We start from the raw sequence: 14,782 nt of genomic DNA, 5'->3' as shown, positions 1-14,782 counted from the left end.
TGTCAAAGGAGAAAGTGCAATGCGTGTTGGTATTCCCACGGAGATCAAGAACAACGAGTTTCGTGTGGCTGTTACCCCTGATGGGGTTCATTCGTTGGTGAGTCATGGTCATGAGGTGTTGGTGCAGGCTGGCGCAGGCTTGGGTTCGGGGATCCCGGACGACGAGTATGAGGACGCTGGCGCAAAGATCATCGACGACGTCGACAAGGTGTGGGACGACGCAGAGCTCATCCTGAAGGTGAAGGAGCCCATCGAGGACGAATATCATCGCATGCATGAGGGGCTGACCCTCTTCACCTACCTGCATCTGGCCGCGGATCGTCCGCTCACCGAGGAGCTCTTGAAGCGCAAGGTCACCTCGATCGCTTATGAGACGGTCGAGTTGGATGATCATTCGTTGCCGTTGCTGTCCCCGATGTCGGAAATTGCCGGCCGACTCGCAGCCCAGGTCGGCGCGAACTGTCTCATGCAGCCTGCCGGCGGAAATGGCGTGCTCATCGGCGGTGGCTCCGGTGTCCGCAACGGTCGAGTGACGGTGCTCGGCGGTGGCGTCGCCGGATTCTGCGCTGCTCGCGTTGCTGACGGCATGGGCGCCGACGTCACCATTTATGACGTCAACGTCGCCCGAATGCGCTACATCGATGAAGTGACCGGCGGACGTATCCGCACTCAGTTCTCCAGCCCGCTGGCCGTCAAGGAAGCCTGCAAGGAGTCGGATCTGGTCATCGGATCCGTGCTGGTTCCTGGCGCTCGTACCCCGCACCTGGTCGACAACGAGACCGTCTCGCAGATGATGCCGGGCTCGGTGCTCGTCGACATCGCCATCGACCAGGGCGGCTGCTTCGAGGATTCCCACCCGACGACCCATGCCGAGCCGACCTTCAAGGTCCACGACTCGGTGTTCTACTGCGTCGCCAACATGCCGGGCGCTGTCCCGCACACCTCGACCTACGCACTGACCAACGCCACCATGCGTTACGCGGTCCTCATCGCCGAGGAAGGTTGGAAGGATGCCTGCAAGAAGCGCAAGGAGCTGGCTCGTGGCCTGACGACTCACGACGGCAAGCTCTACACCGCTGGCGTAGGAAAAGCTCTCGACATGGACGTCTCCTGCATCTCCGAACTTCTCTGAGGTGCTGAATGATCATGGGGCGGTATCTTTAAGATACCGCCCCATGATCATGTCCAGGTGTGGGTCTCACACCAGCAAGGGTGTGAGGGACTTCTTATCGGCCGAGGTGCAGAAGGCCGCCTGCAAGGCACTGCGCTGCACCGAGAGAGCATCGTCGCGATTCCAGCTGAGAACCTGGGACGCCAACGCCACTTCCCGTGACGTCGTGGTACGACTCATCAGACGATTATCGCAACTGACGGCCACATTGAACCCAGCCCGCCACAACACACACAACGGATGATCAGCGATGCTGCGGCAGATGCCGGTCTGGGTGTTTGAGGATGGGCAGACCTCCAATGGCACCCGCTGGGACAACACCCGTTGGGCCGTCGGACCCCAGCCGGATGCGTCGCGGTCCTCAACGATGCGCACCCCGTGACCGAGACGCTCTGCCCCGTGGTCGAGGGCGTCGCGAACCGACTCCGGGCCGGCTGCCTCGCCCGCATGGACGGTGAGGTGGATTCCGGCCGCTCGGACGCGCTCCAAAGCATCGGCGAAGGGAGCAAGTGGGAAGCCGTCCTCGGGTCCGGCGATGTCGACGCCGACAACCCCGGGAGCATGGTTGATGGCGAGGTCGACGACATCGTCCGGGACGTCGAGATGTCTCATCAGGCACAGGATCTGCCGCACGATGATGGTTTTGCCCGATTCGGAGGCGGACGTCATTCCCTCCAGGAGGCCGGCCTGGACTGCCTCGGTGGCCTCCGCGGCGGTCAGACCACCTTCGAGATGCTGCTGGGGAGCCCATCGAGTCTCGGCGTACACGACTCCGTCGGCAGCCATGTCCTCGACGAATTCTCGCGCTATGCGGCGCAAGGAGTGAGCATCCTGCATGAGGGCGACCGTCTCGGTGAAAGTGTCGAGGTACCGCGCCAGGGAACCCGAGTCGGCGGCCTCGAGGAACCAGTCGGCAAGCCCCTCAGGCGTGTTGGCAGGGACGGGTCGGCCGCGCTCGGCAGCGAGGTCCAGAACCGTCGCCGGGCGTAACCCGCCGTCGAGATGATCGTGCAGCACGACCTTGGGGAGACTCATCGCTTCAGCCGAATCCATGCGACGGAGTCTATCGACGGTGCTTCCGTTCCGAAGTCGCCTTCGGCAATCCCAGAGCTGATGCGCGAAATTCCCCGCCACAGGGGTAGTCCTGGATCTGGACTGACGTGCGGCTCGGGGAACTGACGAAAATCGTCATGGGGGGCGGGGAGTGGCGTCAGCCTGGCGGAGGAAACTGGTGGTCCGGGTGGGCGCCGGTGCCGGGCAACGCTCCAAGAGTTGCCGCTTGCTGGAACATCGGGGCATGAAATGGCTCCGGGAGCCGAAGCCCCGGGGCCTTTTGCACAGTCAGGCGCGCTGATCCAGCGGTACGTAGTCGCGCAGGTCAGCTCCGGTGAAGATCTGACGCGGACGCCAGATCTTGTTTCCGCCGGTGGCCACCTGCTCGCGGTACTGGGCGATCCAGCCGGGCAGACGACCCAAGGCGAACAGTACGGTGAACATGTTCATCGGGAAGCCCATGGCCTCGTAGATGAGACCGGTGTAGAAGTCGACATTCGGGTAGAGCTTGCGTTCCTTGAAGTAGTCGTCGCTCAGTGCGGTCTCCTCAAGCTCCTTGGCGATTTCGAGAAGATCCTCGCGACCGGTGTGGAGCTCCATGATGCGATCAGCGTGCTTCTTGATGATGGCGGCACGCGGATCGTAGTTCTTGTAAATGCGGTGGCCGAAGCCCATCAGTTTGATGTCGGATTGCTTGTCCTTGACCCTGCGGACGAACTCCTTGGTCGTCATGTCGGAGTCGCGGATGTACTGCAGCATCTCGAGGACGGCCTGGTTCGCGCCACCATGCTTCGGCCCGGATAGCGCATTGACGCCGGCGGCAACTGCGGCGTACATGTTCGCACCCGACGACGCAACCATGCGGACTGTCGAGGTCGAACAGTTCTGCTCGTGATCAACGTGCAGGATGAGGAGAGTCTCCAGGGCCTTGGTGATCTGGTCGTTGAACTCGTAAGGCTCGGTCGGGAAGCCGAAGCTCATCCGGATGAAGTTCTGAACGTAGCTCAGCGAGTTGTCAGGGTACAGGGTCGGCTGGCCCATCGAGTTTTTGTAACCGAAGGCAGCCAGGGTCGGGGCCTTGGCGATCAGACGGGTGGTGGCAGCCTCGATCTGCTCCGGATCAGTTCCCGACGACTTCTGGGAGAAGGTGGACAGGGCCATGATGCCTGCGGCGAGCACCGGCATGGGGTGGGAACGACGGGGGAAGCAACGGAACAGGTCGCGCATGCGCTCATCGATGAGGGTGGTGCGACGGATTCGCTCCTCGAACCCCTCCAGCTGGGCCTTGCTCGGCAGCTCACCGTAAAGAACGAGGTAAGCGGTTTCGAGAAAGGTGGACTGTTCGGCGAGCTGCTCAATGGGGTAGCCGCGATAGCGCAGAATGCCCTTCTCACCGTCGATGTAGGTGATCTGAGACTCGCAGGACGCCGTGTTGACGAATCCGGGGTCGATCATGACGTTGCCGGTCTTGTTGAGCAGACCCCCGATGTCGTAACCCACCTGGCCGTCAGTGGCGACGACCTTGCCGAAATCGAGTTGGGTGTCTTCGTCGACAAACCTTGCACTCGAACCCATCGTGCGATCCTTCCTGGCGGCCGCGTCCGGACATCACCGGTGGCCGGGTATACGTGGACGGGTGGCACTACGGGTTCGTTCCCGAGCGTCACCACGGTGTGAACTATGGCACAGCCAAGGCTACGGCTCGCCGGTGCAAATCACCAAGAAACCGGCATATTGGTCGGCATGGTTGAGGGTTCCCCGGGTCGGGTGACAGTTTTCGACACCGGCCCGACGGACCCCCGGCTGACGAGACGCGCGTGGGGGTGGCCCGCCCATCGGCGAGCCACCCCCACACGGAGTTGGACTCAGTCCCTCGTCATCAGTCGAGGACGGTGTAGGTGATCGGGGTCGTTCCCTGTCCGAGATCGGCGATCTCGGCGAAGGAGGCACGAGAAAGGTCGACGCAGCGACCGGCGACGTACGGGCCGCGGTCGTTGATCCGGACGACCACCGAGCGACCGTTACGGACGTTGGTGACGCGGATGTGAGTACCCAGGCTCAGGGACTTGTGGGCAGCGGTCATGGCGTTCGGGTTGAACTGTTCACCTGAGGCGGTCGACTGCGGCTCGTCGTAGAACGACGCGATGCAGCGTCCGCCAACGCGACCCGAACCCTTGTTCGAGGCGCCGTCCTTGGCGTGGTGACGCGACGGACGGGTTGTGTCGCGGCTGGTGTCTCCACCCTTGTGCTTGACCGGTTCGGCGTGCTTGATGGGCTGGGCGGCGGGCACCTTGCCGCTCAGGTGGGTGCGGTAGACCCAGCCGGTGTGGCCGTTGGCGCGGACCTCGACCCAGTTGCCGCGGGCGTTGCCGGTGACTTTGACGCCGGTTCCTTCGGCCAGGGAGGTGACGATGCTGGCCTTGGGGGTCGGGGCGGTGCGCACGTTGACGCCGCTGGTGGTGTGGGTGGAGGCGCCGTCCTTGGCGTGGTGACGCGACGGACGGGTTGTGTCGCGGCTGGTGTCTCCACCCTTGTGCTTGACCGGTTCGGCGTGCTTGATGGGCTGGGCGGCGGGCACCTTGCCGCTCAGGTGGGTGCGGTAGACCCAACCAGTGCGGTGGCCGGCGCGAACCTGCACCCAGTTCCCGTGAGCCTCGCCGGTGACCTCGACGCCGGCGCCGTCAGCCAGCTGGTCAATGACCTGCCCGGACGGAGACGGAGCCGTGCGCACGTTAACGCCGCTGGTGGTGCGGGTGGCAGCGTTGTCGAGGACCGGACGGCTCTTGTCACGGCTGGTCGAGGAGCCGCTCGTGGCGTCAACCGTCGGCTTGGAGGGGGCCGGAGCCACCTTGCCGGTGGTGAGGTAACGACCGTAGATCCAACCCGACTTGCCATTGACGGAGACAGGGAGCCAGCCGCCGTCAGGACGACCGGTGACCTGGACCTCCTGACCACGCTCGGCAACGGTGAGGACCTTGCCGGCATTGGCGGAATTGTCACGAACGTTGACCGGGACGGTCGCGATCATGGTGTCGGGGAGCGGGTCGGACCCAAAATGTACCGGGCGGATGCTCTCCTCAGTGAGGAAGCGCTGGTAAATCCAGCCGGTGGTTCCGTTCACGGCGACGGGGATCCACCCGCGCACCTTCTCGCCGGTAACCTGCACCGACTGGCCACGGGCCACGACGGTGAGGACCTTGCCGGAGTTGGAGGATGCAGAGCGCACGTTGACGTCCGTTGTCGCGTACATCGTCTGCGTGTTAGCTGCGTGTGCGACCGCACCGATGACGGCGGGTGCAACAACGCTGATACCGGAGGTGAGGGCGATGGTGGCGGCAGCACCTCGGACTGAGCGCTTGGGGCGGATCACGGTGTGACTTCCTCTCGCCAATGAAGGCATCGGGGCTTTCGATCCCGGCGTTTCCGGGACGGGTGGGACATTAGGAATTGCCGACCGGTGGACTCAAAGACATCGAGGGTTTGAGCGTGTCGCGTCAACCGCTGTCAAGGAGCTCTGATTGCCGGAGAAAACCGCCCTATGGAGCCAAAAACGGCGTCAAGGAGTGAGGGCGCCCTGACATGGCAAAACCCTCTACCTCGAATCGAGGTAGAGGGTTTTGCCATGTCAGGAGGACTGACTCAGAGCGCGCTGAGCTTCTGCCAGCCCTTCCAGTCGTAGCACCAGCAGCCGATGCCTTCGGGGGGCTTGAGCTGGCGGTTGGATCCGGTGCAGATGACGGGATCCCCGGCCGCGCAGAGATTGAACAGCCACTTGGCGCTCTCGGTGGACATTCCGACGCAGCCATGCGAGACATTGGCACTACCTAGAGAACCTGCGGACCATGGGGCGGCGTGAATGAACTCACCGGTGTAGGTGAGACGCATGGCGTACTTCACCTTGAGGTGGTAATAATCAGAACTCCCTTTGGGGAAGCCGACCGTCGAGGAGTCCATGACCCTGGTGCGATCACGCTCGATGATGACCTTGGTGCCAGATCGGGTGGTCGTGTTCCCGCCGGGCCTGCCCGTCGTCACCGGGATGGAACGTGCCACCTTGCCGTTGACGACGACATCCATCTTGTGTTTGTTGATGTAGATCTTCAGGATGTGGGAATCGCCGACGCGGAAGGAATCGTCGATGTCGCGGGTGATCCAGCGATGGCTTGATGTGGGTAGCCCCTTGAGCTTGCCGCGCACGCTGACCTTCGTGCCGGCCTTCCAGAAGTCCTTCGGGCGCCACATGAGCTGGGACTGGTCAAGCCATCCCCATGACCCCTCCTGTTTAGGGGAGACGTCGATCTCCATCGCCTTCTGGATCTTGGCGCGCATGCCGGCGTCAATGACGTCCTTGCGGAACTTGATGATGACGGGCATACCGACGCCGACGGTGGCGTCGCTGTAGGGCATCTCGACGACGTTGACATCCCCGTCGAGGCTCTTGATCTTCTTGGTGACGGTGGTCGTCGGTCCGGCATGGGAATCCGTGTTCGTCAGGGTCGCCGTCACGGTGTAGTGGGTGTTGAGGCTCCAGGGTTCCTCTGGGGTCCACATTCCGTCCTTGAGGGTTCCCTTAACCTCGTCGTCATCCTTGTCGGTGACCTTGACGTCCTTGAGAGCACCGTTGACGACGGCGAGCTTCAGGGTGTCACCAGGTTGCAGCTCGGTGATCGGGTGGTCCGAGGTGAGCGTCAGAGCTGCTGGGGTCGGGGTCGGAGTGGGCGTCGGGGTCGCGGACGACCCACCGGCGGTGCCGCCGGAACCAGAACCGTCCTTGTCCAGGGGCGTCTTGGCGCAAGCTGCAACGGTCATTGGCAGAGTCACGGCACCTGTGGCCAGAACCGAACGCCGGGTCAGTCTCGACGGCACAGTACCTCCATGTTTTGTGTGTGCGAAATGAGAGCCATGGTCCATTTCGATGGGAAGACGAACGGGTTATATCGTACAGCGCCGGACCGGCGACTTCCCAAACGTCAACTGGGCCGAAACGGGAACGTTCACTGCCCGCTGATCAGCCTCGGACGGTCCTTTCACGAGGGGCAGTCATGGCCTCCAGATACTCTTGCATGGACATCACCGTGTGAAACTGACCTGGAGGCATCTCATGTCTGACGGCGACCCGACCCCGCCCCGCCAGCACCCCGACTGGCTGACCTGGCTGATCGTCGTCATCGTGACGATCATTGGTATGACGATCCTCGGGCTGTGGGCGTGGGCCATGGCTCGGTGATCTGTGGTGGCAGTTGGAGCTTGTCTGTGCGGTTGTAATGAAGTGAGAACGGATCCCGCCACGACGCATTCCCGTAGTTAGTATGCCGACAGGAAGGCCGGCACCCTCCCAGCCGGAATGTGAAGATGCGATTTCTTTCAGGTAATCCCGTGAAGACCGCTGTTGTCATTACGATTGCTGCGGCCAGTCTGTCCTTGACCGCCTGTGGTGGGAATTCCGACACCTTCAAGGCTGCCGACAAGGCAACAGGCGTCGCCACCAGTGCAACCCCTACTCCTGCACCGGATCCGATCTTCACGAAGGGAAAAGTCAACAGGGATGATTTTTCTCAGGACCTCACCGAAGGTGTGAAGAAGATGAGGACGTATCACATGGAAGGCTCCATGGGTGTCGCAATGTCTGGTGAGAAGCACACCATGAAGCTGTCCTCCGACTACGACGGCCATGATCAGTCGGCTCCGAAGGCGCATGTCCTCGTGTCTGCTCCCGATGAGGGGAAGGATGCAGACGTTGTCATCCTGGGCAAGGACGTCTACCAGAAGAGCGGATCGAAGTGGGTCAGGAGCTCCAAGACTGGTGTCAGTATGGGCCAGGCCGATGTCGCGAAGACCGTCCGCGAGTCCACCAATGCGATGGAGTCCGTGACCTATGTGGGTGAAGACTCCCGCGGGCATCGGTTCGACGTCGTGCTCGATCCGGCCAAGATGAGCGGGGGAGAGGCGGCCGCCGCCATGAATCAGAAGGTGAAAACGACGTACTGGCTCGACGATGCCAAGCGGGTCGTCGGGATGAAGATGTCGACGGGTGCCGAGGGGGCTGGCGTCACGATGGACATGACTCTGTCGAAGTTCGCGGAGCCCGTCAGGATTCCCAAGGTGTCATGAAGAATCAGTGATTCTGGGTCGTCCTGCCGTCAGGGTGGGACCATCCAGTTGTGCCTGGGAGCGCCTAACATCGAGGGTGGAAAGGCCGGCACACCCCCAGCCGGACAAATGCATGCGAGTGTTTTCAGGTACCCCGTTGAAAGTTGCTGCCCTGGCCCTGGTCACAACGATGAGCTTGTCTCTAGCTGCGTGTGATGGCGGATCAAAGGCGGATGACAGTCACGCCAGCTCCGCAGCAGCTGATCCGCTGTTCAAGAAGGGGAAGGTCGACAAGGCGAGGTTCATCAAGGAGGTCAAGACCTCCATGGCGACGGTGAAGACCTACCGCATGGAGACCTCTCTGGACGGCTCGATGAATGGCCAGAAGATGAATATGAAGGCCACCACGGACTACGACGGCACGGATTCTTCCAAGCCCAAGGCTCACATGGTCACGACCAACCCTGAGTCGAGCGGGACCCTCGAGCAGGTGATCATTGACGATCAGACGTACACCAAGCAGGGGTCGAAGTGGCAGAAGACTCCCTCTCAGACCAAGAGCAAGAAGAACGATCCCGGCGACATGACGGTTGGATTCACCCAGGGGATCGACAACCTGACTTACGTCGGCAAGGAATCCCGAGGTCATCGTTACGACGCCACCGTTCCGGCGGCCTCCGGTGGTGCCACCCCGAGCGCGTCGTCGAGTACTGACCAGAAGAAGACCACTGGCAAGGTCACCTATTGGCTTGACGATGCCAAGCGGTTCAAGGGCATCAAGATGTCGATGCCGTCAGGGCAGGGCGGGGACATGGCTGTTGATGCCACCTTCTCCAAGTACAACGAGAAGGTGGAGATCCCGAAGGTCGCCTAAGTGCTGCCTCCCGACCCCCTGACGATAATCGTCAGGGGGGCCGGTTCGATCAGACAAGGGTCGGCCGGGTCGATCCTGCTCACCGAGTTGACGCGACGATCGACCTGGTCGACCTTCAGTTCGTTCGCGATCAAGTCACGTGCCTTGCTGATGTGGGCGGCCAGTCCCCGCGCCTGGGTCGCGTCGAGGCGGGCAGGATCGAGCCACTCGTCGAGGTCGTCGGTGAGGAAGACCGGCATCCGATTGTGGACCTGGCCAGCGGCGTCACGGGAGGGAGCGGTGATGATCGCTACCGTCGTCTCGAAGCCGGCGTCGATTTTTCGCGTCGCGGCGATGGCTGCTGCACTCAGGAGTCCGGACCCATGTATGTAGTGGGGAATTTTGTCACCGCGCTCCCCGGTCCACTCGAAATACCCCGTCATGGGAACGACGCAGCGCTGGGAGGCCATCGCGGTGCGAAACATCCCATTGGTGGCGATGGTCTCGAGGCGTGCGTTGATGGGGCTGGGCCCTGGATTCTCCGCCCAGCCGGGCCGGAACCTCCCACCTCGCGGGGGCGAGGACCCGGGTGACGTCCTTCTGGTGGAGGGTAAGAACGATCGTCGACGGGGCGATGGAGTACCGCGGCTGCCAAGGGATGGCGAGGTCACCGCCATAGAGGCGCGCGACCTTGTCGCCGTCCATTCCGAGACTGAAACGTCCGCACATGTGAACCAGATTGCCACGGGCTCGGCTGGTCGGACCTGCGCGTCACGAGGAAGCGTCGCGTAATGAACCTGGCTAGGTGTCCGGGATCAGCGCACCTCGTCGGACACCGTTCGTCCCACCGGCGACATCGTCAGCCACCACTGCTCGCGGGGACGACGGTGAGCGGAGTCGACGAGGGAAGGCATCGTCTCCATCTTGCTGGGGCGCATGTCCGATTCGTTGACACCGATGAACCACGGCCCGTCCTGGTGGGCGGCCAACTCGTCGTCAATGAGGTTGAGAGCGCGATACGCGAGACGATTGGCCAGCAACCGGTCGAAGGGAGAGGGCGACCCACCTTGCTGCATGTGCCCCAGCACCACCTGGCGCACGTCGTACATGCCGTGGGATTCCTCCTCCAGCAGTCGAGCGATGAAGTCGGTGGTGTAGTTGCGAGAGGCGTTCTCGTTGCGAACGGCCAGGAAGAGACGTCGCCCGTGGGCGAAGGACTCCCGCAACCAGTGGACGTCATTGGCCAGATCGTCCAGGGAGATGCCGTCCTCATTGGTGTAGATCCGCTCGGCACCGGCGGCGATCCCGGACATCAGGGCGAGGTATCCGCAGTCGCGCCCCATCGTCTCGACGACGAAGCACCGACGCGAGGCGATGCCGGACTCCTTGATCTTGTCCATCGCCTCGACGATGACGTTGAGGGCGGTGTCGGCACCGATGGACAGCTCGGAACCGGGGAGGTTGTTGTCGATCGAGGCCGGGATGCACACCGTTGGGATGCGGAAGGCGGGGTAGCGGTCCCGTTCCGTCGTCATGGTGTGGATGCCTTCGTAGGCCGAGTATCCGCCGATGACGAGCAGGGCGTCGATGTGGTTGTCCTCCAGTGCGCGGCTGACGGCGTAGAGGTCACGGGTGCTCGGGGTTTCGCGGCGGGTGCCCAGCTCAGCGCCGCCTTCCCCGGCCCAGCCCTCGACGTCGCCCCAGGCCAGTTCCGACATGTCCCCGGCAGCCAGGCCGACGAATCCGTTGTGGATTCCGATGACGGTGTGGCCGCGAGAAATGCCCAACCGGACGGCCGCGCGGGCAGCAGTGTTCATGCCCGGGGCAGGGCCGCCGGCATGCATGATCGCAATCCGCTTGCGGTCGGCGTCCTCGACTCCCTCGGTCTCGGTGCGAGCCGGCTCGCTGAGCTCGGTGAAGATGGCGTCCATCTCGACGAAGGAGCGTCCCCTCATCCTCATGGCCTCGTTGTAACGCCCCTGCTCGATGAGACCGGGCACCGACTTGGTGTCGGCGACGGCCTTGACCAAGGGTAGACGGTGGATACGGTTCGCGCCGGTTCCGATGACGCGTCCCTCGGCCTCCGGGGTCGTCGAAAGGACCTCGTGAACGGCGTGGTAGCCGAGCCAGGTGGAAGCCCAACGGTCGTAGGCAGAGGGGCGTCCGCCGCGCTGGACGTGGCCCAGGATGGTGACGCGGGCGTCCTCCCCGAGCTTGTCCTTGAGGACCTGACGGACGTACTCGGAGGTGATGCGGTTACCGGCGCGATCGGTGGCTCCTTCGGCGACGATGACGATCGAGTCCCGGCGCCCCGACTGTCGGCCGCGCTTGAGCTCGGCACACATCCGATCCTCCCAGCCGTCCTCCGGTGGGCGCTCCGGGATGAGCACATAGTCGGCTCCACCGGCGACTGCCGCCATGAGGGCGAGATAGCCGCAGTGACGACCCATTACCTCGACGACGAAGGATCGCTGGTGGCTGGCGGCGGTGGAGGTGAGGTCGTCAATGGCATCGACGATGCGGTGCAGAGCCGTGTCCGCGCCGATGGTCATGTCGGATCCAACGAGATCGTTGTCGATGGAACCGACGAGTCCCGCGATCATGAGGGAGGGGTGCTCGCGGGCCACCTCGGGGCTCACCCGACCCGTGTCGACAAGTTCGGCGACGAGATCGGTCCACTCGGTGCGCAACACGTCCAAACCAGTGAGCGAACCATCGCCACCAATGACGACGAGACGATCGATTCCGTGCTCCAAGAGGTTCTGAACGGCCTTCAGCCGACCTGAGCGTTCACGCATCGCCTTGCAGCGGAAGGTGCCGATCACGGTGCCGCCACGGTTGAGGATCGAACCGACGTCATCCCATCCGAACTTCCGGATGCCGTCGCCTCCGTCGATCATGCCTTGGTAGCCCTCGTAGATCGCATAGACCTCGGCTCCCACGCTCAATGCAGAGCGCACCACGGCGCGGACAGCGGCATTCATGCCCTGGGCGTCGCCACCGCTGGTCAGGATGCCGATGCGCAACCCACGACCGTCGGGGAGGGTGGGGGTAAGCCTCAATTCGTCATCAACACGCACAGTTCAATATTGCCGCGTCAGAGTGGCCGGAGGGTGAACTGTGACGGTGGGGACGGTGAGTCGGGGATTTTCGTCATCGGTGCGGTGAGCGTTCGGTGTTGCGGCGGGGAGGGGAACCCTCGGGCTAGCCATTTTCCCCAGGGCACAGGTCGTCAGGACTCAGGAGTGCTCGTCGGGAACCGTCTCGAGGTCGTCCATCCAGGCCCGGGCCACGGCGTCGGACGGCATTCGCCAGTCACCGCGCGGGCTCAGGGACCCACCGGCGACGACCTTGGGTCCGTTGGGCAGGGTGGAGCGCTTGAACTGGTTTCCGACGAATCGACGCAGGAACAGCCGTGTCCAGTCCTTGATGGCTGACAGGTCATAGGAATGGCGGTCCTCGTCATGGAACCCGGGTGGCCAGGACCCCACCGAGGCGTCACGCCAGGAGTGGTGGGACAGAAAGACGATCCGGCTGGGACGCATCCCGTGGCGCAACAGGTGGTAGAGGGTGAAGTCCTGCAACTCGTAGGGGCCGATCTTCGCCTGGGTGGACTGGATCTTCTCTCCGGGGCGAGCCGGGACGAGCTCGGGGGAGATTTCCGTCCCCAGCACGGACTCCAGGACGACATTGGTGGCTTCGTTAAACTGGCCCGACGAAATGCACCACCGGATGAGATGCTGGATGAGGGTCTTCGGCACGCCGGTGTTGACCCCGTAGTGGCTCATCTGGTCGCCGACGCCGAAGGTGCACCACCCCAGGGCCAGCTCGGACAGGTCTCCGGTCCCCAGCACGATGCCGCCTCGCTGATTGGCGATGCGGAAGAGGTAGTCGTAACGCAGACCAGCTTGGACGTTCTCGAAGGTGACGTCATAGACGTCAGCCCCGTCACCGGCCGGGTGCCCCATCCCCCTGAGCATCTGGGTGGCTGCCGGGCGGATGTCCAACACCTCGCAGGGAATGCCGAGTGCCTGGCACAGGTCCAGGGCGTTGTTCTTGGTGTGGTCGGTGGTGGCGAACCCTGGCATCGTGAAGGCGAGGATGTCGGTGCGGGGACGGCCCATCTGGTCCATCGCCTTGGCTGCGACGAGCAGGGCATGGGTGGAGTCCAGGCCACCGGAAACACCGATGACGACTTTGGGTGACCCGATTGACTCGAGGCGACGACGCAGCCCGTAGACCTGGATGTTGTAAGCCTCGTAGCAGTCCTGGGCGAGCTGGTCTGGCTCGTTGGGGACGAAGGGGAACCGGTCGACGGGTCGCTCGAGACCGATGTCCTCATGAGGCGGGGCGAGGGTGAAGGTACTGGTCCGCCAGCCCTTGTCACGAGAATGGGAGAGGGCATTGTCGTCGAAGGAACCCTGACGCATCCTCTCCTGACGCAACAGATCGAGGTCGATGTCAGCGAGGCAGTACCCCGGCTCGGGGGAGAACCGGTCGGTGGCCGCCAGTAAGGAGCCGTTCTCGTAGATCATCGTCTGGCCGTCCCAGGACAGGTCGGTGCTCGACTCCCCAGGGCCAGCGGCCGCATAGACGTAGGCCTGTAGATTGCGCGAGGACGTCATCTTGCACAATTCGTGACGCTGGCGCGATTTTCCGACAGTGATGGGAGATCCCGAGAGGTTGACCTCGAGGACGGCCCCCGCGAGCGCGGCCTGGGACGACGGGGTGACCGGAACCCACAGGTCCTCGCAGACTTCCACGTGGAAGGTGAGATCGGGCAGGTCGGAGGCCTGGAAGAGCTGGTCCGTGCCGAAGGGGACATCGATCGATGCCACGTGAGATTTCTGTCGCCCCGACAGGTCGATGATCCCGCTGGTGCCGGCGCCGGCGGCGAAATGACGCTTTTCGTAGAACTCCCGGTAGTTGGGGAGATAACTCTTGGGCACCACGCCGAGCACCTGGCCGCGGTGGACGACGACCGCACAGTTGTACAGCCGGTTTCCTCGCTGCAGGGGGGCCCCGACGACTACCACCGGGAAGAGGTCGCGGGATGCCTGACGCAGGGTCTCGATGGCGTCGAGAACGGCGTCCAGGAGGACGTCCTGGAGCAGCAGGTCGTCGATGGCGTAGCCGGTCAGGCAGAGTTCGGGGAAGACGGCGACGGCCACGTCGCGGGAGTCGAGCTCCCGGCAGGTGTCGAGAATACCCGCCATGTTCGATGCCGGGTCACCAATGTGCACCGTCGTGGTGCATGCTGCGACTCGTGCGAAGCCTTGGTCATATGCCGAGTGGAAATTCCCCTTCATGGGGCCAGTCTCGCAGACGCTGGGGTGGGAAAGCCCTGTTCACCCCAGCTCGTTGTTCCGCGGGGGTTCGCGTCGGCTCCGGAGACGGTGATGCGGCAATGGGGGCTCTCTGCGTCATTTGACGAAGGATGTCAGGTTGGATGCGGCCGAGATCCATGCGATGTTCTGCCCCCCAACCCCATCCAGCCGGTGAGCATTTCGACCCGCTCGGCGACGTACCGACGGAGGGATCCGACCATCGTTGTGCAACGAGCGTTGCACTCGACTAGCCAGGATGCGGCCTCTAAACTCAATACCGTTAAGTTA

General features: G+C 63.2%; 11 protein-coding genes. 4 read left to right on the top strand and 7 right to left on the bottom strand.

Annotated elements, in window-relative coordinates; genetic code table 11:
• Positions 1-19 precede the first annotated feature (19 nt).
• Complete coding sequence (ald, locus tag HMPREF9153_RS04695; protein ID WP_004809902.1) at positions 20-1,132, top strand: alanine dehydrogenase; 1,113 nt, start codon at positions 20-22, stop codon at positions 1,130-1,132.
• Between the two features lie 66 nt (positions 1,133-1,198).
• On the opposite strand, the gene HMPREF9153_RS04690 is transcribed toward ald, so the two are convergent.
• The 4 genes from HMPREF9153_RS04690 to HMPREF9153_RS04675 all read right to left on the bottom strand — a co-directional run bounded on the left by HMPREF9153_RS04690 (position 1,199) and on the right by HMPREF9153_RS04675 (position 7,033).
• Positions 1,199-2,224 (bottom strand): adenosine deaminase, encoded by a 1,026-nt coding sequence (locus tag HMPREF9153_RS04690; RefSeq protein ID WP_004809900.1) that lies wholly within the window; start codon positions 2,222-2,224, stop codon positions 1,199-1,201.
• Between the two features lie 288 nt (positions 2,225-2,512).
• A complete protein-coding gene (locus HMPREF9153_RS04685) occupies positions 2,513-3,799 on the bottom strand; it encodes a citrate synthase (RefSeq protein WP_004809898.1) in 1,287 nt (428 codons plus the stop codon).
• 304 nt (positions 3,800-4,103) lie between these two features.
• Positions 4,104-5,594 (bottom strand): septal ring lytic transglycosylase RlpA family protein, encoded by a 1,491-nt coding sequence (locus tag HMPREF9153_RS04680; protein ID WP_036979606.1) that lies wholly within the window; start codon positions 5,592-5,594, stop codon positions 4,104-4,106.
• Positions 5,595-5,863: 269 nt separating this feature from the next.
• Positions 5,864-7,033: a L,D-transpeptidase gene (locus HMPREF9153_RS04675; protein ID WP_036901535.1), complete on the bottom strand. Its 1,170-nt coding sequence runs from the start codon at positions 7,031-7,033 to the stop codon at positions 5,864-5,866.
• A gap of 292 nt (positions 7,034-7,325) precedes the next feature.
• Between HMPREF9153_RS04675 and HMPREF9153_RS12695 the strand changes: the two genes are divergently transcribed.
• The 3 genes from HMPREF9153_RS12695 to HMPREF9153_RS04665 all read left to right on the top strand — a co-directional run bounded on the left by HMPREF9153_RS12695 (position 7,326) and on the right by HMPREF9153_RS04665 (position 9,188).
• Positions 7,326-7,451, top strand: coding sequence for a hypothetical protein (locus tag HMPREF9153_RS12695; protein ID WP_004809892.1), 126 nt, complete (start codon positions 7,326-7,328; stop codon positions 7,449-7,451).
• A gap of 149 nt (positions 7,452-7,600) precedes the next feature.
• Positions 7,601-8,335 carry a hypothetical protein gene (locus HMPREF9153_RS11825; protein WP_004809890.1) on the top strand — a complete coding sequence of 245 codons (735 nt, stop codon included), beginning with the start codon at positions 7,601-7,603 and terminating at the stop codon, positions 8,333-8,335.
• A 112-nt stretch (positions 8,336-8,447) separates the two neighbouring features.
• Positions 8,448-9,188 carry a LolA-like protein gene (locus HMPREF9153_RS04665; protein ID WP_004809888.1) on the top strand — a complete coding sequence of 247 codons (741 nt, stop codon included), beginning with the start codon at positions 8,448-8,450 and terminating at the stop codon, positions 9,186-9,188.
• On the opposite strand, the gene HMPREF9153_RS04660 is transcribed toward HMPREF9153_RS04665, so the two are convergent.
• The 3 genes from HMPREF9153_RS04660 to HMPREF9153_RS04650 form a co-directional block, all read right to left on the bottom strand.
• On the bottom strand, positions 9,185-9,844 hold the full coding sequence (locus HMPREF9153_RS04660) for an SOS response-associated peptidase (protein ID WP_237726224.1): 660 nt from the start codon (positions 9,842-9,844) through the stop codon (positions 9,185-9,187). The two genes, HMPREF9153_RS04665 and HMPREF9153_RS04660, sit on opposite strands and share 4 nt — an antisense overlap.
• A gap of 138 nt (positions 9,845-9,982) precedes the next feature.
• Entirely contained in the window at positions 9,983-12,229 is a 2,247-nt protein-coding gene (locus tag HMPREF9153_RS04655; protein WP_171023562.1) for a 6-phosphofructokinase, read from the bottom strand.
• A 177-nt stretch (positions 12,230-12,406) separates the two neighbouring features.
• Positions 12,407-14,476, bottom strand: coding sequence for an NAD(+) synthase (locus HMPREF9153_RS04650; protein ID WP_004809876.1), 2,070 nt, complete (start codon positions 14,474-14,476; stop codon positions 12,407-12,409).
• Positions 14,477-14,782: the final 306 nt, after the last annotated feature.

Origin of the sequence: Cutibacterium avidum ATCC 25577, from assembly GCF_000227295.1 — a bacterium.
GTDB classification, from domain to species: Bacteria; Actinomycetota; Actinomycetes; order Propionibacteriales; family Propionibacteriaceae; genus Cutibacterium; species Cutibacterium avidum.
The sequence above is the reverse complement of the archived record's forward strand: the minus strand, read 5'-3'. Positions and strand labels throughout refer to the sequence as shown.

Excerpts from the sequence above, each read along its gene's own strand:
- ald (WP_004809902.1), top strand. The coding sequence starts at position 20 with ATGCGTGTTGGTATTCCCACGGAGATCAAGAACAACGAGTTTCGTGTG.
- HMPREF9153_RS04690 (WP_004809900.1), bottom strand. The coding sequence starts at position 2,224 with ATGGATTCGGCTGAAGCGATGAGTCTCCCCAAGGTCGTGCTGCACGAT.
- HMPREF9153_RS04685 (WP_004809898.1), bottom strand. The coding sequence starts at position 3,799 with ATGGGTTCGAGTGCAAGGTTTGTCGACGAAGACACCCAACTCGATTTC.
- HMPREF9153_RS04675 (WP_036901535.1), bottom strand. The coding sequence starts at position 7,033 with ATGACCGTTGCAGCTTGCGCCAAGACGCCCCTGGACAAGGACGGTTCT.
- HMPREF9153_RS12695 (WP_004809892.1), top strand. The coding sequence starts at position 7,326 with ATGTCTGACGGCGACCCGACCCCGCCCCGCCAGCACCCCGACTGGCTG.
- HMPREF9153_RS04665 (WP_004809888.1), top strand. The coding sequence starts at position 8,448 with ATGCGAGTGTTTTCAGGTACCCCGTTGAAAGTTGCTGCCCTGGCCCTG.
- HMPREF9153_RS04660 (WP_237726224.1), bottom strand. The coding sequence starts at position 9,844 with ATGGCGGTGACCTCGCCATCCCTTGGCAGCCGCGGTACTCCATCGCCC.
- HMPREF9153_RS04650 (WP_004809876.1), bottom strand. The coding sequence starts at position 14,476 with ATGAAGGGGAATTTCCACTCGGCATATGACCAAGGCTTCGCACGAGTC.